The sequence below is a fragment of the Ruegeria spongiae genome (genome assembly GCF_023502395.1).
Taxonomy (GTDB): Bacteria; Pseudomonadota; Alphaproteobacteria; order Rhodobacterales; family Rhodobacteraceae; genus Ruegeria_C; species Ruegeria_C spongiae.
Genome location: NZ_JAMFMB010000002.1, coordinates 1 through 18,556 on the forward strand (window position 1 = coordinate 1; position 18,556 = coordinate 18,556).

The following is an 18,556-nucleotide window of genomic DNA, read 5'->3' on the forward strand; positions in this document are numbered from 1 at the left end:
TCTGTGTTTCTATTCTTCCAGACGAAGGTCGAAGCGTAGTGACCACAAAAAATTTATTCGTGACCAGCATTTTTCGGGCTGCGGTGAGTAGCGCTGAAAGAACTGCCTTTCTCAGGCCGCCTGAACGGGATGCGCCTCGGTCAGAATGGCATAGAGCTTGGCAGGGTCCAGATTGGCCCTGAGCTTGTTGCAGATCGACTGGTCCCGCAACGTGCGGGACACCAGTGCCAGCGCCTTAAGGTGGTCGACGCCCGCGTCTTCGGGCGCAAAAAGCGCAAAGGCGATATCGACGGGGGCCCGGTCCACCGCCCCGAAGTCGATCGGTTTCTCCAGCAGGATGAACACACCCGATACCCGGTCAAGCGTAGACAGGCGGGCATGGGGCAGGGCCACGCCGTGCCCAACGCCGGTTGGCCCAAGGCTCTCGCGTTCCAGCAAGGCTTCGACCGTTGTTTCTGGATTCTGACCAAGTGTGGCGAATGCCAGATCAGCGATCTCCTGAAACAAACGCTTCTTGCTCGAAGCCGTTGAGAATACCCTCACGGCTTCGGGTCTGAGGATGCTTGAAAGCTCCATCTGTGCTTGCTCCACATTTTGTGTCACCGCTTGCGGTGACACCTTTGTTCGTTTCTTGCCTATTACGGATCGATCCAGCCGATGTTGCCGTCTTCGCGGCGATACACGACGTTCAACCCATCTTTGTTCTCGTTCCGAAACACCAGCACCGGGGCGCCCGCCAGTTCCATCTGCATCACTGCCTCACCTACCGACAGGGATGGAATCTGCGTTTCCATTTCCGCCACAATGATGGGTTGCAGCGACGCGGGTTCCGCAGCCTCGCCCGATTCTTCGGAAGCGAGGATATAGGACGATGCTCCGAAAAGTTCAACCGGCTCCGAGCGATCCTTGTGGTGGTCCTTCAACCTGCGCTTGTATCTGCGCAGCTGGGTTTCCATCTTGGCGCAGCACCCCTCAAATGCTGCATAGATTTCAGTGGCATGGGCCTTGGCCTGGGCAGTCAGGCCGGTCGACAGATGCACCGTGGTTTCGCATACATATTCATGCGCCGAGCGTGAAAACACGACATTGGCATCGGTTGGGCGCTGGGCATATTTCTGGATGACCTCGCCAAGTTCCGTCTGCACATGAGTCTGCAGAGATTCGCCAATATCAATCTGTTTTCCGCTGATCTGGTAACGCATGTGATCTCCTTCACAATTCACGCCCGTGTTCACACCGAAAACCGGTGTGTCGTTACTTGCGGGCGGTGGGGTCAGGCATGGCGTGCGGTTCATGAGCGGTTTTTCCCCCGTGGAAGGGACATCTGGAACCCGTGATAAAGCACAGCTCTGCCATGCCCCAATTGAGGCAAGAGACGGGCGGAGAGTCAATGGCAACCGGGTCGAAAAGGGCAGATTTCACCGCTTGATACCAGCAGATTTTCCCAGATCATGTGATGCGGAAGTTCTCGCCAAGGTAGACTCGGCGCACGTTCTCATTGTTGACCACTTCGGCAGGCGTTCCGGACATCAGAACCTGCCCGTCATGCAGGATATAGGCGCGGTCCACGATCTCGAGCGTTTCGCGCACATTGTGGTCGGTGATCAAAACACCGATTCCGCGTTTCTTGAGATCGGCCACGAGGTGCCGGATATCTCCGACGCTGATCGGGTCGACCCCGGCAAAAGGTTCGTCCAGCAGCAGGTATTTCGGTTTGGCGGCCAGACAGCGGGCGATCTCGACCCGGCGGCGTTCGCCGCCCGACAGCGCCAGCGCAGGCGCGCGGCGCAGGTGTTCGATTGAAAAGTCAGAGAGCAGTTCTTCGAGCCGCTCCTTGCGCTTGTGGCCGTGCTTCTCGGCCACGTCGAGTACGGCCGAGATATTGTCCTCGACACTCAGCCCGCGAAAGATCGACATTTCCTGTGGCAGGTAACCGATCCCCAACCGCGCGCGGCGATACATCGGCAGAGTGGTGACATTCTGGCTGTCGATGGTGACGGTCCCGGCCTCGGGAAATACCAGCCCGGCAATGGCGTAAAAGGTGGTTGTCTTGCCCGAGCCGTTCGGCCCCAGCAGGGCCACCACCTCGGAACGGCCCAGCGACATCGAGACATCGCGGATCACCGTGCGCTTGCTGTAGGACTTGCGCAGCTTGTCGATCCTGAGGCCGGATTTGCCCTCGGTCACTGTCAGATCAGCCCGTGCCATCAGTTTCCATCCGGTTTCAGGATGGTTTTGACGCGACCGGCCATCTGCGCCGTTCCGGTCACCAGATTGACCACCATCTCGTTCGAGGTCACCGTGTTCTGGCCCTGCGTCAGCAACACGTCGCCGGTCATGACGATGACACCGGTTTCGATCGTATAGTCGGCGCGGTCGGCCTGCGCCGCATCCGGTCCGCTGACCAGCACTACGTCTCCGGTCGCCTCCATCCGCTGAATGCCGGACTTTTCCTTTTCGTAGATCACCAGAACCCGCTTGGCCGACAGCTTCATTTCGCCCTGCGAGATAAAGACATTGCCGGTGAACTCGGCCGATCCGTCCTCCTGATTGACATCGAGATTGTCGGCGGTGACTTCGACCGGCAGGCTCGGGTCGGCCTTGACCGCGCCAAAGGCGACATTGGCACCCTGCGCCGCAACCGCTGCCCCGAACAGGGCAAATAACACACACAGAAACAGGGTACGAAAATGGTTCACAGCTTATCTTTCGGATTTCTTAGGGTCGTATAACAGCTTAACGCCGTTTGTGAAAAGAACATGGATGGGTCCGCCGTCACTTTTTGGACCCAACTCCATGCTTCCGGCAGTAAATTCCCCGATCGGACCGTGGCCCTCGACCTCGCCCGGAGCGTTGCCGGCCACTTCGCGGGTCGAGGTGCTGAGCAGATCCGTCGTCACTTCAAGCCCGTCAGCGGTGGTGATGACCACATCTCCGGTAAAGGTCGCCATCTCGGTTTCCATCGACAGGTGGCCGGTGTCAGAGGTCAGGTTGATGTGACCGCCATTGTTCAGCGTCAGCCGCGCGCGCAGGTTGCGGGCCTCGGCGGGGTTGTAGGTGCCGCCGGGGCTTACCGAATCGGCGGTGAACTGGATTTCCTCGCCCTTGTCGGTGACGCCGCTGAAAAACGGCTCGGTGATCTGCTGGTCGCGGATGCGTTCGATCACATCGCCTTCGGCGAAGGGGATCGAGGATTCGGGATCGACACTATCTGACAGCAGGAAAAGGGTGGACAACAATCCCAAAGCCGCAAGCGGCAGCAGCACCTTCAAGAGCTGCACCAGACGGGAATGGCTGTCCACTTTGCCGCCCCTCAGCCCAGGCCGACGCGTAGGCAGTCGTGGATGTGCAAAATTCCCCTGGCCTGGCCGTCCTCAGCAGGGTCCACGACAAAGAGGCAGGTGATCTTGGGCGTGGGCATCGTCATCAGCGCCACTGCTTTCTCGGCCAGTTCGTCTGGTCCGATGGTACGGGGGTTTGCAGTCATTACTTCATCAACGGTTAGACCCAATAGCCCCTGCATATGGCGCCTGAGATCGCCGTCCGTTACGATACCCAACAATCGGCCTTGCGTATCGGCCACTCCGACAACGCCAAACCCTTTCTGACTCATCACCAAGAGCGCTTCGCCCATCAGAGTCCCGGATTTGACGATTGGCGCGTCCGCGTGCATCAGATCGCTGACCTTGCTGAGCCGCGCCCCCAGCTTGCCGCCGGGGTGGAAGTCACGGAAATTCTCGGGCCGGAAATCGCGGTATTTCATCAGCGCGATCGCCAGCGCATCGCCCATCGCCAGCGTCAGCGTGGTCGAAATCGAGGGCACGATCCCATAGCCGCAGGCCTCGCCCAGCGACGGGATCAGCAGATGCACGTCGGCCTCTTTCATCAGCGTGCTTTCCGGCTTGCTCGACAACCCGATCAGCGGAATGCCAAAGCGGCGGGTGAAGGCCAGCAGATTGGCCAGCTCCGGCGCCTCGCCCGAGTTCGAGATCGCCAGCACCACGTCTCCCTTCGACAGCATCCCCAGATCGCCATGGCTGGCCTCGGCAGGATGCACGAAATAGGCGGGCGTGCCGGTGCTGGCCAGCGTTGCCGCGATCTTATGTCCGATATGGCCCGATTTGCCGATGCCGCTGACGATCACACGTCCAGTGGCGTCGAGGATCATCTGCACCGCCTGCTCAAAGCGGTCATCCAGCCCGTCGCAGAGCACCTCAAGCGCTTTTGCTTCGTCGATGATGACTTGCCGGGCGGTGGTCAGAAGGGTGTTTGAGTCAGTCATGAATGTGCAAAAATGTCCGTTTCCGGCCACCCGGCCAGATCCAGCCGGGCGCGGGTGGGAAGAAAGTCAAAGCAGGACTGCGCGATGTCGCTGCGTCCCTCGCGATCAAGCCGTTCGTTCAGCCTGTCGCGCAGTTGATGCAGATAGAGAACATCCGAGGCCGCATAGTCCAGCTGCGCATCGCTCAGGGTCTCGGCCCCCCAGTCGCTCATCTGCTGCTGTTTCGAGATATCGACGCCCAGCAATTCCTGACACAGGTTCTTGAGCCCGTGCCGGTCGGTATAGGTGCGGATCAGCCGGCTGGCGATCTTGGTGCAATAAACCGGAGCCGCCAGCGCGCCAAAGGCGTGATACATCGCGGCAATGTCGAAGCGTCCGAAATGAAACAGTTTCAGCACGTTCGGATCGGTCAGCATGGCACAAAGATTGGGGGCCTCTGTCTGGCCCTTCTCGACCTGAATGATATGCGTGTTGCCGTCGCCGCCCGACATCTGAATGACGCAGAGCCGGTCGCGATGCGGGTTCAGCCCCATAGTCTCGCAATCGATGGCCACCACCGGCCCAAGGTCCAGCCCGTCGGGCAGATCGTTTTTATAGAGATGATTTGCCACCGGCAGGTCCTTCGTTACATACCCGGCCCGAGATAGGGTGTTTTGCCCCTGAACTCAACCGGGCCGATCACTGGCGGGCTGGCCCGGACCCGGCAGATGGCGGCCATGATCCGAGATGATCACAAATACATCCGCCCGGTCCAACACCGGGGCCAGCGCGCGTGTGGCCTGGTGGGTCAGTTGGTCGACCTCAGTCCCGGTCAGGGCGCGTGCCGGTGTCAGGTAGATTGCTACCTGATAGGAGCGGCCCAGCTTGCTGAGCGCAAAATCGATCACTTCACCCGGCCAGTCCGCCATTACGCCTCGCAGGGCCCGACGCGCCTTGACCACCTCGGATGGTGGTGCGGTGGCCCCGGCCAGTTCGGCCAACCCGCTGGTGAAGCTGGTCCAGTAGGTGGTGATGGCAAAGCCACACAGCAACATGACGATCAGCGAGTCCCCGATTGGTGTGATGGGGGCAAGCACGCTATCACGCAAATAATAGACACCGATCAGGCCAATCCCCGCCACCATCGTCACCGCCCCGTCAAATGCGGCAGAGCTGGCCTCGATCCGCAGCATGCCGCTGACCTTCCCGCCTTTGCGCCACGCCATATAGTGAAACGCCCAGAGCGCCAGACATGTGGCACTAATCCCCAGAAAATAGATGATGACCGGCCCCATCTGGACCTCGGGGATGGGTTTGCCCATCAGATAGGCATAGATCCGCGTGGCCGCCCCGAGGATGGCGAAGATCACCACACCCAGCAGCGACAGGGCACGGAAGGTAGTAAAGATCGCCTCGTCCGCCGCATAGCCCCAGGGGCGGTGCCGGTCCGGTATGGCATCGACGCGCTTGCGGATGCGCAGGGCGAAATAGCCCGCAACAAAGCCCACCAGCGAAAACAGCCCGTCCACCAGAATGGCCTGCGAGTTCGACAGCACCGCTGTGATCACTCCGGCGGCCCCCATCAGCAGGTTCGCGGCCATGCTGAGGCGAAAGGCGCGGGCCTCGCTGTGCGCGGCGCTCGTGGCGTGTGACATCGGGACCTCTCTTTTGGGCGGGTTTGCCCGTATCAATCCGCGAAACGCACGCTTGGTCAATCGGATAGCACGTCTGACGGGCCACATGATCACGCAAGAATGATGTTGAATTGCGCGGCTATCTGCCGATGATTGCCCCATTCCGCTTGAGCCGGTTGCGGTTCGGCGTGATATAACGAGGCAGAAACATAGTCCCGCGCCGAAAAGTGGCGCACCGAGCAGAAAGTGACCGTTCCCATGAAAAGCGTAAAGATTACCGCAGCCGTTGCCCTTGTTGCCCTGGGTGCCTGTACCGATCCGGCGACCCTGGCCTCTCAGACCGATCCGAACAAGAACACCAAGCAGGGCGCCCTGATCGGCGGGATCGTCGGGGCGGGTGTCGGCGCGATCGCCAATGATTCTGATCCAGGCCTTGGCGCCCTGGCCGGGGCCGCGATTGGCGCAGCCGCCGGTGGCATCGCTGGCAACCAACTGGACAAACAGGCCGCCGAACTGCGCCAGCAACTGGCCAATGACGGCATCACCATCGTCAACCAGGGCGACCGCCTGCTGGTTTCACTGCCCAGCGACATCACCTTTGACACTGACAGCGCCACCGTGCGTCCCGCCTTGCGGAGCGAAGTGAACAAGGTGGCCCAGAACCTGCTGCGCTACCCAGACTCGACCATTCAGGTGGTCGGCCATACCGACAGCGACGGCGATGCCGGGTATAACCTGAACCTGTCCGAGCGGCGCGCAAACTCGGTCGCCGATATCCTGCAGGCCGGTGGCGTGACCTATAACCGGATCACCATCATCGGACGCGGCGAAGAGGTGCCTATCGCCTCGAACCTGACGGCGGGCGGCAAGGCGCAGAACCGGCGCGTCGAGATCTATATCATTCCGCGCAAATCCTGATCGCGGCTCTGCAATTCTCAACATCTGATGCGCGCGGGCAGGGCTTTGGCCTTGCCCGTCTTCGCGCTAGATCAGGGCAAACGCATCTGATGGAGATTTAGCATGTCGACCCCCGTTCTTGTTGGTATTTCCGGATCGCTGCGGCGCGAGGCCACCAATCGCAAGCTCATGCGCGAGGCGGTGCGGCTGTTTGGCCCCTCCGAGTTCATCGAGGGCGATCTGAATCTGCCGCTCTATGACGGTGATCTGGAAACCGGAGAGGGCATCCCCGACTCGGTACAGGTGCTGGCCGATCAGATCGCGCGGGCCCATGCCATCGTGATCGCGACCCCGGAGTACAATAAGGGTCCTTCCGGCGTGCTGAAGAACGCGCTGGACTGGGTGAGCCGGACCAAGGGCAACCCCTGGGCCGACAAACCGGTCGCGGTGATGTCTGCCGCCGCGGGCCGCGCTGGCGGCGAGCGGTCGCAGATGATCCTGCGCAGCTTTCTGGTGCCGTTCCAGCCGCGTCTGATCACCGGTCCCGAGGTGCATCTGGCCAGCAGTTCGGCCGAGTTCCACGACGATGGTCGTTTGAAGAATGAACGCTATGAGAAATCGCTGCAGGCGTTGATGGAGAAATTGCGTGCCCAGATTGGCTGATTGCCCTTGTTAGGTCCTTTTTTCAGGTCTTCCGGCCTCTAAAGTGACTTTTCGGGCTGGAAATCCTCGGGGATGTGGTCTTTGCCCTCCAGCATCAGATCGGCCATCACCTGCGCCACTTTCGGGGCCATGCCAAAGCCGATCTTGAAGCCACCATTGGCGATGAACTGACCATCATGCAGCGGATGCGCCCCCAGCATCGGCGCGCGGCTGCGTGACCGGGGCCGGACACCGGCCCAACGTTCGATCACCTCGGCCCCGTGCAGGACGGGCAGGGCGCGTGTGGCCCGGTCCAGCACCTCGTCCAGCGCGGCATCGGTCGTGCCGGGGTCGTCATAGTCCCGTTCCGAGGTTGACCCGATGGCCACCGTGCCATCCGCATGGGGCACGATATGCACCGCATCGGCAAAGATCTGCGGCACCTCACCTGCATTGAACCGCAACAGCGCGGCCTGCCCCTTGACGCCATTTCCCACCGTCTTGCCAAAGGCGCGGCTTAACTCCTCCAGCCCGTGAACGCCGGTCGCGTGCAGAACCTGACCGGAATCCTCGGCCTCAGTCACGACCTGCGCGCCCAATGCGGTCAGCGCAGCGCTCAGGGCGGCGCAGGCGCGGCGGGGGTGCATGCGGGCGGTCAGCGTGTCGTGGATCACGTAACCGGTGGGCGAGGCAGGCGCCCAGTTTCCCACGTCGGACACCGGGCGCACCGACCATTCAGCCTTGCCTTGCCAGAGCTCCCTGGCCGAAGCTTCTCGCGCGCGTGCCAGATGCAGCGCTTTGTCATCGGCAATCGGCTGCAACCGCCCCAGCCGTGCATAGCCCGGCGATACCCCGCCAGTCGCCTCGACATCGCGCCAGAACGGATCGGCCAGCAACAGACTGTCGAGTTGAAAGGCTTTCTTGGCGTTCCAGTTCTCGGGCACATGCGGGGCAAGCGCCCCGACCAGCCCACCCGACGATCCTGCACCCGGGCCGTTCGGGTCCACCACCCGGACATGCGCGCCGCGCCGGGCGCAGATCCACGCAATCGACAGTCCGAAAATGCCCGCCCCGCGAATGGTGATATCGATGCTTGCCAAGATCGCCGCCTTTCTCCAGTGTCGCGCCGTTGCGGACAGCTCCTGAGCGCAATCCGAAAAGTGGGAACCGGTTTTCGGATCAAATTGCGCGCCAAAAGATTTATGCGCAATCCAGAAACGGTGAAACGGTTCTCGGAACAGACGGCGCGTCAAGGAACGGGTAGATCATGCCATGAATGACCAGCGCGCGGAACTCAGCTGGACCGAGGCCGGGGTGCCGGTGTCGGAGCGTTTCGACGATCCCTATTTCTCGCTCCAGAACGGGTTGGAGGAAACGCGCCACGTGTTTCTGTCCGGCAATGATCTGCCAGGGCGCTTTGCACCGGGGTTTCACATCGCGGAACTGGGCTTTGGCACCGGGCTCAACATGTTGACCGTCTGGTCCGAATGGGAGCGCAGCGGGCAAACCACGCCGCTGCACTTCACCAGTTTCGAAGCGTTTCCGATGGAGCAGGCGGAAATGGCGCGCGCGCTCGCCGCCTTTCCTGAAATCGCGCCCTGGACGGACCGGTTTTTGAACGGTTGGGACGGGCAGTGTTGCAAACTGGACACCCTGCACCTGAATGTCATCCACGGCGATGCGCGCGAAACGCTCGGCGCGTGGACGGCGCAGGCAGATGCCTGGTTCCTCGACGGGTTCTCTCCCGCGCGCAATCCTGAGCTGTGGCAGCCGGACCTGATGGCGCAAGTGGCAAAGCATACGCGGATCGGCGGCACGGCGGCGACCTATACGGCGGCAGGTTTTGTCCGACGTGGGCTGGAAGATGCGGGATTTTCCGTCACTCGTACCCAAGGTTATGGCCGCAAGCGACATATGACCCGCGCGGTGAAGGCATGAGTCAGCAAAACAACGTCCCTGCGGGCATCGCGCTGATGCTTGCCGCGACGGTGATCTTTGCCCTGCAGGACGGGATCTCGCGCCATCTGGCGGGGGCGTACAACACCTACATGGTGGTGATGATCCGCTATTGGTTCTTCGCGGCTTTTGTGGTGGCGCTTGCGGCGCGGCGATCCGATGGCGTGCGGGCGGCGGCACGCACCGAGCAACCGGGCTTGCAGATCCTGCGGGGGTTGCTTCTGGCTGCCGAGGTCTGCGTGGCGGTCTTCGGGTTCACCATTCTGGGCCTGATCGACAGCATGGCGGTCTTCATTTGTTATCCGCTCATCATCGCGGCCCTAAGTGGGCCAATTCTGGGCGAACGGGTCGGCTGGCGGCGCTGGATGGCGATTGCAGTGGGCTGCATCGGTGTTCTGATCATCCTGCAACCCGGTAGCGGCGTATTCAATATCTGGGCGGTGATCCCGCTGATTTCGGCCCTGATGTTCGCGCTTTATGGCCTGCTGACCCGCTACGCCGCGCGGCGCGACAGCACCGAGACCAGCTTTTTCTGGACCGGTGTCTCGGGCGCGGTTGCGATGACCTGCGTCGGGCTCTGGTTCTGGCAGCCCATGGCTCCTTCGGACTGGGGCTGGATGGCCACGCTTTGCGTCAGCGGCGCGCTGGGTCATTGGGTGCTGATCAAATGCTATGAGATGGCCGAAGCCAGCGCGGTGCAGCCCTTTGCCTATTTCCACCTGCTGTGGAGTTCTATCCTGGGCATCACCATCTTTGGTGAGCACCTCAGAACATCCGTGGTTATCGGCGCTGCGCTGATCGTTGCGGCGGGGCTGTTCACCTTATGGCGCGAACGCGCTCAGGGTCGAGCCCGATAGCTCGGCAGAGAATGGCACCGGCAGCGGGTCCTGCCCCAGCCGCGCCCGGTAGACCGGCAGGCTTTCGGTGACACGCATGACGTAATTCCGGGTTTCCTTGAAAGGGATGTGTTCGATCCAGTCCACCATGTCCACGGAACTGCGCCGCGGATCGCCGAAGCGCCGCATCCACGAGATCGGGCGGCGCGGACCGGCATTATACCCGGCGGCCATCATGACGACATTGCCGTTGAAATCACCGGCAAGACCGGCCAGGTAATTCGCGCCCAGCTTGGCGTTGTATTTCCAGTCCGACGTCAGCCGGTCGGTCCGGTGCCCGCCCAACACGCCCAGATCCTTGGCCACCAGCTTGGCCGTGGTGGGCATCACCTGCATCAGCCCGCGCGCACCTGCGCCGCTGATCACCACCGGATCGAATTCGCTTTCCCGACGGGCAATGGCAAGGGTCATTTCCTTGGCCATCGGCAGGTTCAGTTTGGCGACCGGATGCACCGGATAATAGGCCGAATGCAGCACCTGACCGGTGCGCGCCGCACGTTTCGAGATCATCACCGCCAGATGCGATTCACCCTTGTCGATGGCCATCTCGCCCAGTTGCGCCGCCTGCACCGGGTCGAGGCTTTCAGCCAGATGGGTCAGAAATCGCTCAGCCAGGTCCCGCTCGCCGATCTGTTGCAACAGCAGACCTGCCTCCAGCACGCTGGAATTGGTGAATGCGGCATCCTGCCAGGGCGGATGATTGGGCGGATTGGCCAGATCAGCGTCGAACGGCCGCCCGATCTGCTCGGCTGCCAGCAACCCGTAGAACGAGGTCTGGTACTCCGCCCCCATCGCATAGGCCTCATGCGCCTTGTCAGTATCGCCAGCGGCGGCATAGGCCCGCCCCTTCCAATAGCCCGCGCGCCCTTTCGAGATCGGTGACCGGATCGCCGCATCGAAACGCTCGAAATGCTGTGCAGCGGTGTTGGGGTCGTTCAGGCGACGCAGGGCGATATAGCCCGCAAGCCATTCCAGATCGGCATAGGCATAGCCCATATCCGGCGTCATGTGATGGCGCGCGGCCATACGATAGGCGCGTTTGGGGTCGCCATTGCGCATCTCCAGCCGGGTCAGGCGGCGGCGGCGCTCGGCCCATTGATCAGGCTCTCCCAATGCGTCCGCACTGGAGGAGCGTTCCAGCATCAGATCAATGGCGCTGTCGTCCAGCTCTTTGCGGTCGCGCCAGACGAACCGCTCATAAGCCAGCCCCGGTGAATCCGTCAATTCTGCGGGGATCGCCTTGATCTTGCCGTCCACCCCGGGCGCCATGTCGCGCAGGGCGATCCGTGCCTCGGCCAGCTTCTGCTGGCCGGACCCGACCAGCGGCAACATCCGCTTGGCGCTGACCATATGCCCGTCCCAGAGCAACCGGTCGAGCCGCGCGCTGTGATGCGGTTTCAGCAGGCGGCCGAAATTCTCCAGATAATCCTTCTGCAAGCCGCTGCCCATCGGCATGGTGCGCCAGGCCTTGACCAGTTCCGCCTCGGCATCGCCCTGATGCCCCGTCGCTTTCAGCGCCACGGCATAGTTCAGCGCCCCTTCGGCGGTCTGCGGTGGCTTTCCGGCATAAAAGCTCAGCACCCGATCGGGATCACCATTGGTGAAGCTGGGCTCGCTCTTGCGGCGCAGCCAGTCCAGCCCCGGCCAATCCGCGCGGCGGTCCAGAAACACCAGCACATCACCGGAACTGCCGAACCCGCTGCGCAGCCAATGCCAGACGATGACATCGCGCGACGCCGACCCGCGCCGACCCGAAACCCGCAGCGCTTCGTTCCAGTCACCCTTGCGCATCTGCGCCAACCCGGCACGCAGATCACCGGCGGAATCCGCCCACAAAGGCCCCGAAGCCGAGAAACCAACGCCAATTAGAACGACAAGAGCAGACAGAACGCGTGAGATCACTTGCATTTCCCGACAAACCAAGGCTAGAGCCTTTCACGATAAGCCGTGCGCCGCCGGGATCAACTCCCATTTGTGCCGGTGCGCTTGATTGGCGCGCATTCCGTGCGTCGTGACCGAATTCTAGGGAGCGTTCCATGTTCAAAGGCTCAATGCCTGCCCTCGTCACCCCGTTCCGCAACGGCGAGCTCGATCTGGAAACGCTCAAACGTCTGGTCGAGTGGCATATCAGCGAGGGATCGACCGGTCTGGTGCCCGTGGGAACCACCGGCGAAAGCCCAACGCTGAGCCACGACGAGCATGAATCCGTGATCGAAGAAGTCGTCAAAACCGCCGCAGGCCGTGTTCCGGTCATCGCGGGGGCGGGATCGAACAATACGATCGAAGCGATCCGCTTTGTCGAGTTTGCCGCGCGCGTCGGTGCGGATGCGGCGCTTGTGGTCACACCCTATTACAACAAGCCAACCCAGCGGGGCATGGTGGCGCATTACACCGCGCTGCATGATTGCGCCGATGTGCCGATCGTCATCTACAATATTCCCGGCCGCTCGATCGTTGACATGACGCCCGAAACCATGGGCGAACTGGCGCAACTGCCGCGTATAATCGGCGTCAAGGACGCGACCGGCGATCTGGCGCGTGTCAGCCAGCAGCGTGCGAGTTGCGGCAAGGATTTCATCCAGCTCTCGGGCGAGGATGCCACCGCGCTGGGCTTCAATGCCCATGGCGGCGTCGGCTGTATCTCGGTCACGGCAAATGTCGCGCCGCGCCTGTGCGCCGAGTTCCAGCAGGCCACGCTGCGCGGCGATTACGCTGCCGCGCTCGACTATCAGGACAAGCTGATGCCGTTGCATGAGGCGATCTTCATGGAACCCGGGCTGGTCGGCGCGAAATACGCCATGAGCAAGCTGGACCTCTGTTCCGAAGAGGTGCGTCTGCCACTCACCGACCTCGAAGACAGCACCAAAGCGGCCATTGATGCCGCCATGACACGCGCGGGTCTGATCTAAGGTCTCTAAGGCCGAGGGGGGAACTTCCCCTCCTCAACCGTCTTCAGCGCTTGCCGTAATACAGCCCGACCACATGTTCGGCCTGTGCAAAGAACAGCCAGCGCGAGGTGGCGACGCCCGCCAGATGCGATAGCACTGCCATCAGCGCAAAGAGATGGTTGAACGGCAGCAGCAACAGCAGCGCCGGCAGCACGAAGGCCAGTCCAAAGGCGATGATCCGCAACCTGTCGCTATGCTTGCGGCCCACCACATGCACGAATTCACGCAGCAGATAATTGGTGCCGGTATGCGGTGGCTCGAAGGCACGAACGCGGCCACGCGCGCCCAAGCCGGTTGCGGTGCCCAGATCGGTGCCCGAGGCCGCCAATGCCCGGTCGCCCATCTGCCAGTAGCCCAACTGCACCAACGCCGCGATCAGCAGCAAGGGAAACGCGAATCCGACCTGCCCGGCCAGCAACGCCCCGCCTGCCAGACTGAAGGACAGGAACATGGCTGGTGTCAGCTTCATGTTCCAGCGCGGGATGGTGCGCAACTGCGTATAGATCATCGAGGTGGTGAAAACGGTCAAAGCCGAAAAAACAGAGCCTAACAGGCCCAATAAGCCCCATCTCTGACCCAGAAATACCACACCCAGCGCATAGAGGCCCATCAGAACCAGCGCAATCACCGCGCACCAGCCCTCGCGGCTGAGCCAACTGGACCTCCATTGCGTGAAGGCCTTCATCGCCCGTTCGGGATGTCCAAGATGGAAGGTCGACGCCATGAGCCCGCCTACTGCCAGTGCATAAGCGATGGCAAAGAAGGTAAAGGCGACCCAACCGGTGACATCGGGCAGACCGAGACCCAGAAAGAACAGCAGGCCAAAACCCAGACCCGAAAGTGTGGTGAAGACGATAACGGACGGTGCGGGATGCATCAGCGAGATCCTCCGGGCATTTTGTCGAGGGCCTTGTCGAGCCAGCCAAGGAACCCACTTGCCTCATCTGCAACCGGGGCCAGCAGTGGCGCAAGAATGTCGATCTGTTCGTCGATCTGGTCCTTGGGGCGTGGGGGCAGGTACTTGTTCACCGGTTTGGTGCCCATTTCCGGCATCAGATCCATACCGCCGCGTTCGGCGCTCAGTTTGCTGACATTGCTGTCGGGATCAGCGAAATCGCCGAAATGCCGCGCGCCCGCCGGGCAGGTGCGCACGCAGGACGGCACGCGATCTTCCTCGGGCAGGTTGTCGTTGTAGATGCGGTCGACGCAGAGCGTGCATTTCTTCATCACGCCCTCGGCCTGATCCAACTCGCGTGCGCCATAGGGGCAGGACCAGGCGCAGAGGCCACAGCCGATGCAGTCGCTTTCATTGACCAGAACGATCCCGTCCTCGACCCGCTTATAGCTGGCGCCGGTCGGACAAACGGTGACGCAGGGCGCATCCTCGCAATGCAGGCAGGATTTCGGGAAATGGATCAGCTGCGCCGGGCCAGACTCTGGTTGTACCTCATAAGAATGGACCCGGTTCAGGAAGGTGCCCGACGGGTCGGCCCCATAGGGGTCCTGATCACTGAGTGGCGCGCCGTAATTCTCGGTATTCCATCCTTTGCAGGAAATCACGCAGGCATGGCATCCGACGCAGGTGTCCAGGTCTATGACCAGGCCCATCTTGCGCTTGGTATTGGTGGGTAACTCGGTCATGTGCCTGGCTCCATCTCAAAACAGTGTCGGGCGAAGTGTGTAAGGTCGGCATTGAAGCGATCGGGCTCTTCCCAGAACGGGCTGTGGCCACAATCCTCATAGATCAGTGCCTTGGCCGTGGGGATCGCCGCTGCCGCTTCTTGTCCGACCAGCGGCGGCGCGGGTCGATCATGCGCGCCCCACAGGACCAGCGCCGGGACGCGCATCTTGCCCAGATACGGCCGGTAATCCTCGTCCCGTTGCCGCGCGGCTTTGCGGACATGTGGCGGGCAGAGCATGTTGAACCCGACCATGCTGGCCAGGTCATCCGCATCGGGTTGTTGGTGGAAACAGGCTCTGACAAAGGCCAAAGTGGCCGAAATATTCGCGCCCTGATCGCTTGTCGTCATTCCGGCGGCCACAACGGCGTCATCCGCAAGGCGGGCCTTGCGCGCCTCAGCGGCCATATGTGAGCCAGTCGTGACAAAGGAATCCACAAGGCAAAAGCCGGAGATCATCTGATCGCCGAAATGCTTGACATAATCTCCGGCCACCGCGCCGCCCATGGACCAGCCAACCAGCAGGGGACGGTCCAGCGACAGCGCGTCGATGATTGCCGCCACATCCTCTGCCCAAGGCGTCGAATGGTTATAGGCGGCGGGCGTTTCGGGTTTGTCCGAAGCGCCATGACCGCGCAGATCCGGCGTGATCAGCCGGAATTCCTGCGCCAGCGGGTATTGCCGCACCCAGCTCAGGTGATGCTGCGACCAGCCATGTATCAGCAGGATTGGCGGCGCGTCTTCCGGGCCGAGGTCAAAAACCTCCAGCCCGACACCCCCATGCCCGGTGATCCGGTGCTGCCTCATTTTCCGACTTTCCAGGCCAGCGCGTCCGGCCCCTGACCGACCGGAGATTTGATCGGTGCAAATTCAGGCTGGCTCTGCGCGTCGCTTGGAGCTTCGGCCTTCTCGATCTTTACCTTCAGGTCGAACCAGGCGGCCTGCCCGGTGATCGGATCGGAATTGGCCCAGCGCAGCCCGTCGCCTTTGGGCGGCAGCAATTCGTGGATCAGGTGGTTCAGCAGGAACCCTTTGGTGGCCTCGGGCGCATCATTCGAGAGTGCCCATGCCCCCTTGCGCTTGCCGATGGCGTTCCACGTCCAGACGGTGTTTTCATTGAGCGAGGCCATCTCCATCACCGGTACGGTGATCGCGCCATGGGGCGAAGACACCCGCGCCCAGTCGCCATCGCTGAGCCCATGATCGTGCATCAGCTTGGTCGGCACATAAAGCGGGTTGCGCCCGTGCAATTGCCGCAGCCAGGCGTTCTGGGTCCCCCAGGAGTGATACATCGCCATGGGCCGCTGGGTCAGTGCGTTGACGGTATAGCCCTCATTGCCGGTCTGATCGGTCTCGTACCAGATCGGCAGCGGGTCCAGCGTGGTCTTGATTTGGTCGCGCAGATGATCGGGGGGTTGACGTTCGCCATGGCCCTCGGCGGCCAGTTGGAACTTGCGCATAGGCTCTACATAGAGCTGAAACAGGTAAGGCTGCGGGCTGTCATAGATGCCCATGCCCACCGCCCAGTCCTGATAGGCGCTGTTCCACGGCTTGTAGTAATCCGCACCATCAGGGATATGCGAGACATAGAAGCTGCCGTTTTCGATATAGCGGTTCATCTGGTCCGGGTTGACCGCGCCGCGCCCTTCCTGATCACCGTTTTCGCCCCGAAATCCGGCCAGCGGGCCGATGCCCGGCTTGCGCTCGTGATTGACGATGTAGTCTGCGTAGTCGGTGTATTTGGCCGATCCGTCCTCGTTGGTGAACCCCGGCAGCCCCAGCTTGTTGGCCAATTGCACCAGCACGGTCTGAAACCCGCGCACATCGCGGTCGGGCTCAACCACCGGCCAGCGGATCGCATCCGCCGCCGCATCCGCCTCGCAGATCGGGCGATCGAGCAGCGAGATGCAATCATGGCGTTCCAGATAGGTGGTGTCGGGCAGGATCAGGTCGGCATAGGCGACCATTTCCGAGGAATAGGCATCGGAATAGATGATCCGGGGGATCACATAATCGCCGTTCTCATCTTTGTCGGTCAGCATCTCCATGACACCTTTGGTGTTCATGGAGGAGTTCCACGACATGTTGGCCATATACATGAACAACGTGTCGATCTTATAGGGATCGCCCGCATGGGCGTTCGAGATCACCATATGCATCAGCCCATGGCTGGACATCGGATTTTCCCAGGTGAACGCCTTGTCGATCCGCGCCGGGCTGCCATCTTCTTTCAGAGCCAGATGCTCGGGCCCGCGCACAAAACCCAGATGCGGCCCATCAAGAGGCTGGTTTGCCGTCACGCCCACATGCGGCACCGGATGGGCCTCGACCGGTTTGGGGTAGGGCGGTTTGAACCGGAACCCGCCGGGCACCTCGACCGTGCCGAGGATGATCTGCAGCACATGCAGCGCGCGGCAGGTCTGGAACCCGTTGGCATGGGCCGAAATCCCGCGCATCGAATGCATCGAGACCGGGCGGCCGATCATCTTGGAATGGGTCTCGCCCCGGAAGTCGGTCCATTCCTTGTCCAGCTCGAACGCTTCGTCAAAGGCCACGCGGGCCAGTTCGGCGGCAATGGCGCGGATTTTTCCCGCCGAGATACCGCAGCGCTCGGCAACCGCCTCGGGGGCGTACTCGTCGCTCAGATACCGTTCGGCCATCTGGTGGAAGACCGGGCGATGGGTCACGCCGTCTTTTTCATAGGTGGCCGAAAGGTCCGGGCGCACGCCTTTTTGGTCGAACGGCGTTAGCTTGCCGGTGATGCGGTCAATGACCAGCGGTTTGCTATCTGAATCGCGCAAAAACAGACCCTGTTCAGGGCCTTCTGCGGCATTTACCAAGACCGGTGCATTGGTGTAGCGGCTGAGATAATCGAGGTCGATCTTGCCCGCTTTCATCAGCACATGCACCAGCGCCAGGATGAACAGCCCGTCGGTGCCGGGCGTGATGCCCACCCAGTCATCGGCAACCGCGTTATAGCCCGAGCGGATCGGATTCACTCCGATCACCCGCGCGCCACGGGCCTTGATCTTGCCGATACCCATCTTGATCGGGTTGCTGTCATGGTCTTCTGCCACGCCGAACAGCATGAACAGCTTGGTGTGTTCCCAATCGGGCTGGCCGAACTCCCAGAACGCGCCGCCCATCGTGTAGATGCCCGCAGCCGCCATGTTGACCGAGCAGAACCCGCCATGGGCGGCATAGTTCGGCGTGCCGAAATTCTGTGCCCAGAAGCTGGTGAAGCTTTGCGACTGATCGCGACCGGTGAAAAAAGCCAGCTTCGAGGGATCATCCTTGCGGACGGGACCCAGCCAACCAGCGGCGATCTCCAGCGCCTCGTCCCAGCTGATCTCTTCGAATTCGCCTGATCCGCGCGGGCCGACCCGTTTCAGCGGCGTGCGCAGTCGCGACGGCGCGTTGACCTGCATGATCCCCGCCGAGCCTTTGGCACACAGCACGCCCTTGTTGACCGGATGGTCGCGGTTGCCTTCGATATAGGCAACTTTCCCGTCTTTCATGTGCACATTGATCCCGCAGCGGCAGGCGCACATGTAGCAGGTGGTCTTGCGCACCTCGTCAGAAACCTTCGGCGACGTGTCGAGCACTGGCTGGTTCATTTTGGATCCCTGTCGGCTTTTGGTCC

General features: G+C 61.7%; 19 protein-coding genes. 5 read left to right on the forward strand and 14 right to left on the reverse strand.

All coding sequences use genetic code 11. From position 1 onward, the window contains the following. Positions 1 to 111: 111 nt before the first annotated feature. From M3P21_RS01865 to M3P21_RS01900, 8 genes are all read right to left on the reverse strand, one after another. The gene (locus M3P21_RS01865; RefSeq protein ID WP_249706345.1) at positions 112 to 576 is read right to left on the reverse strand and encodes a PTS sugar transporter subunit IIA; all 465 of its coding nucleotides are present in this window, start codon (positions 574 to 576) and stop codon (positions 112 to 114) included. Between the two features lie 62 nt (positions 577 to 638). Beyond that, positions 639 to 1,202 carry a ribosome hibernation-promoting factor, HPF/YfiA family gene (gene hpf / locus M3P21_RS01870; protein ID WP_249706347.1) on the reverse strand — a complete coding sequence of 188 codons (564 nt, stop codon included), beginning with the start codon at positions 1,200 to 1,202 and terminating at the stop codon, positions 639 to 641. Between the two features lie 247 nt (positions 1,203 to 1,449). After that, positions 1,450 to 2,208 (reverse strand): LPS export ABC transporter ATP-binding protein, encoded by a 759-nt coding sequence (gene lptB, locus M3P21_RS01875; RefSeq protein ID WP_249706349.1) that lies wholly within the window; start codon positions 2,206 to 2,208, stop codon positions 1,450 to 1,452. Continuing rightward, complete coding sequence (gene lptA, locus M3P21_RS01880; protein ID WP_249706352.1) at positions 2,208 to 2,699, reverse strand: lipopolysaccharide transport periplasmic protein LptA; 492 nt, start codon at positions 2,697 to 2,699, stop codon at positions 2,208 to 2,210. Before lptA ends, lptB begins: the two co-directional genes overlap by 1 nt. Before the next feature lie 3 nt (positions 2,700 to 2,702). Then, positions 2,703 to 3,302, reverse strand: a complete 600-nt coding sequence (locus tag M3P21_RS01885; RefSeq protein ID WP_249706354.1) for an LPS export ABC transporter periplasmic protein LptC — start codon at positions 3,300 to 3,302, stop codon at positions 2,703 to 2,705. Between the two features lie 11 nt (positions 3,303 to 3,313). Beyond that, positions 3,314 to 4,282: a KpsF/GutQ family sugar-phosphate isomerase gene (locus tag M3P21_RS01890; protein ID WP_249706356.1), complete on the reverse strand. Its 969-nt coding sequence runs from the start codon at positions 4,280 to 4,282 to the stop codon at positions 3,314 to 3,316. Then, the gene (locus tag M3P21_RS01895; protein WP_249706358.1) at positions 4,279 to 4,893 is read right to left on the reverse strand and encodes a ribonuclease D; all 615 of its coding nucleotides are present in this window, start codon (positions 4,891 to 4,893) and stop codon (positions 4,279 to 4,281) included. Before M3P21_RS01895 ends, M3P21_RS01890 begins: the two co-directional genes overlap by 4 nt. Positions 4,894 to 4,947: 54 nt before the next feature. Next, the gene (locus M3P21_RS01900) at positions 4,948 to 5,916 is read right to left on the reverse strand and encodes a cation efflux transmembrane domain-containing protein (protein WP_249706359.1); all 969 of its coding nucleotides are present in this window, start codon (positions 5,914 to 5,916) and stop codon (positions 4,948 to 4,950) included. A 237-nt stretch (positions 5,917 to 6,153) separates the two neighbouring features. Between M3P21_RS01900 and M3P21_RS01905 the strand changes: the two genes are divergently transcribed. Beyond that, on the forward strand, positions 6,154 to 6,813 hold the full coding sequence (locus tag M3P21_RS01905; protein ID WP_249706361.1) for a YiaD family glycine zipper/OmpA-like lipoprotein: 660 nt from the start codon (positions 6,154 to 6,156) through the stop codon (positions 6,811 to 6,813). A gap of 102 nt (positions 6,814 to 6,915) precedes the next feature. Further along, complete coding sequence (locus M3P21_RS01910; protein ID WP_249706363.1) at positions 6,916 to 7,455, forward strand: NADPH-dependent FMN reductase; 540 nt, start codon at positions 6,916 to 6,918, stop codon at positions 7,453 to 7,455. 38 nt (positions 7,456 to 7,493) lie between these two features. Here M3P21_RS01910 and M3P21_RS01915 read toward each other — a convergent pair whose 3' ends face one another. Further along, on the reverse strand, positions 7,494 to 8,534 hold the full coding sequence (locus M3P21_RS01915; RefSeq protein ID WP_249706364.1) for an NAD(P)/FAD-dependent oxidoreductase: 1,041 nt from the start codon (positions 8,532 to 8,534) through the stop codon (positions 7,494 to 7,496). A 172-nt stretch (positions 8,535 to 8,706) separates the two neighbouring features. Here M3P21_RS01915 and mnmC2 point away from each other — a divergent pair, with 172 nt between their 5' ends. Further along, positions 8,707 to 9,372 carry a tRNA (5-methylaminomethyl-2-thiouridine)(34)-methyltransferase MnmC2 gene (mnmC2, locus tag M3P21_RS01920; protein WP_249706366.1) on the forward strand — a complete coding sequence of 222 codons (666 nt, stop codon included), beginning with the start codon at positions 8,707 to 8,709 and terminating at the stop codon, positions 9,370 to 9,372. Next, positions 9,369 to 10,247 (forward strand): DMT family transporter, encoded by an 879-nt coding sequence (locus tag M3P21_RS01925; protein WP_249706369.1) that lies wholly within the window; start codon positions 9,369 to 9,371, stop codon positions 10,245 to 10,247. Before mnmC2 ends, M3P21_RS01925 begins: the two co-directional genes overlap by 4 nt. Here M3P21_RS01925 and M3P21_RS01930 read toward each other — a convergent pair. Beyond that, complete coding sequence (locus tag M3P21_RS01930) at positions 10,212 to 12,194, reverse strand: lytic transglycosylase domain-containing protein (RefSeq protein ID WP_249706370.1); 1,983 nt, start codon at positions 12,192 to 12,194, stop codon at positions 10,212 to 10,214. The genes M3P21_RS01925 and M3P21_RS01930 overlap by 36 nt on opposite strands. Before the next feature lie 128 nt (positions 12,195 to 12,322). Here M3P21_RS01930 and dapA point away from each other — a divergent pair, with 128 nt between their 5' ends. Next, a complete protein-coding gene (dapA, locus tag M3P21_RS01935; RefSeq protein WP_249706372.1) occupies positions 12,323 to 13,195 on the forward strand; it encodes a 4-hydroxy-tetrahydrodipicolinate synthase in 873 nt (290 codons plus the stop codon). 43 nt (positions 13,196 to 13,238) lie between these two features. Here the strand turns inward: dapA and M3P21_RS01940 are convergent, their stop codons facing one another. Genes M3P21_RS01940 through M3P21_RS01955 form a run of 4 tightly spaced genes read right to left on the reverse strand, consistent with a single transcriptional unit; the run spans position 13,239 to position 18,530 of the window. Beyond that, positions 13,239 to 14,111, reverse strand: a complete 873-nt coding sequence (locus M3P21_RS01940) for a dimethyl sulfoxide reductase anchor subunit family protein (RefSeq protein WP_249706375.1) — start codon at positions 14,109 to 14,111, stop codon at positions 13,239 to 13,241. After that, entirely contained in the window at positions 14,111 to 14,875 is a 765-nt protein-coding gene (locus M3P21_RS01945) for a 4Fe-4S dicluster domain-containing protein (protein ID WP_249706377.1), read from the reverse strand. Before M3P21_RS01945 ends, M3P21_RS01940 begins: the two co-directional genes overlap by 1 nt. Further along, the gene (locus M3P21_RS01950) at positions 14,872 to 15,720 is read right to left on the reverse strand and encodes an alpha/beta fold hydrolase (RefSeq protein WP_249706379.1); all 849 of its coding nucleotides are present in this window, start codon (positions 15,718 to 15,720) and stop codon (positions 14,872 to 14,874) included. The genes M3P21_RS01945 and M3P21_RS01950 overlap by 4 nt, the downstream gene beginning before the upstream one ends. Further along, the gene (locus tag M3P21_RS01955) at positions 15,717 to 18,530 is read right to left on the reverse strand and encodes a molybdopterin oxidoreductase family protein (RefSeq protein WP_249706381.1); all 2,814 of its coding nucleotides are present in this window, start codon (positions 18,528 to 18,530) and stop codon (positions 15,717 to 15,719) included. Before M3P21_RS01955 ends, M3P21_RS01950 begins: the two co-directional genes overlap by 4 nt. Positions 18,531 to 18,556: the final 26 nt, after the last annotated feature.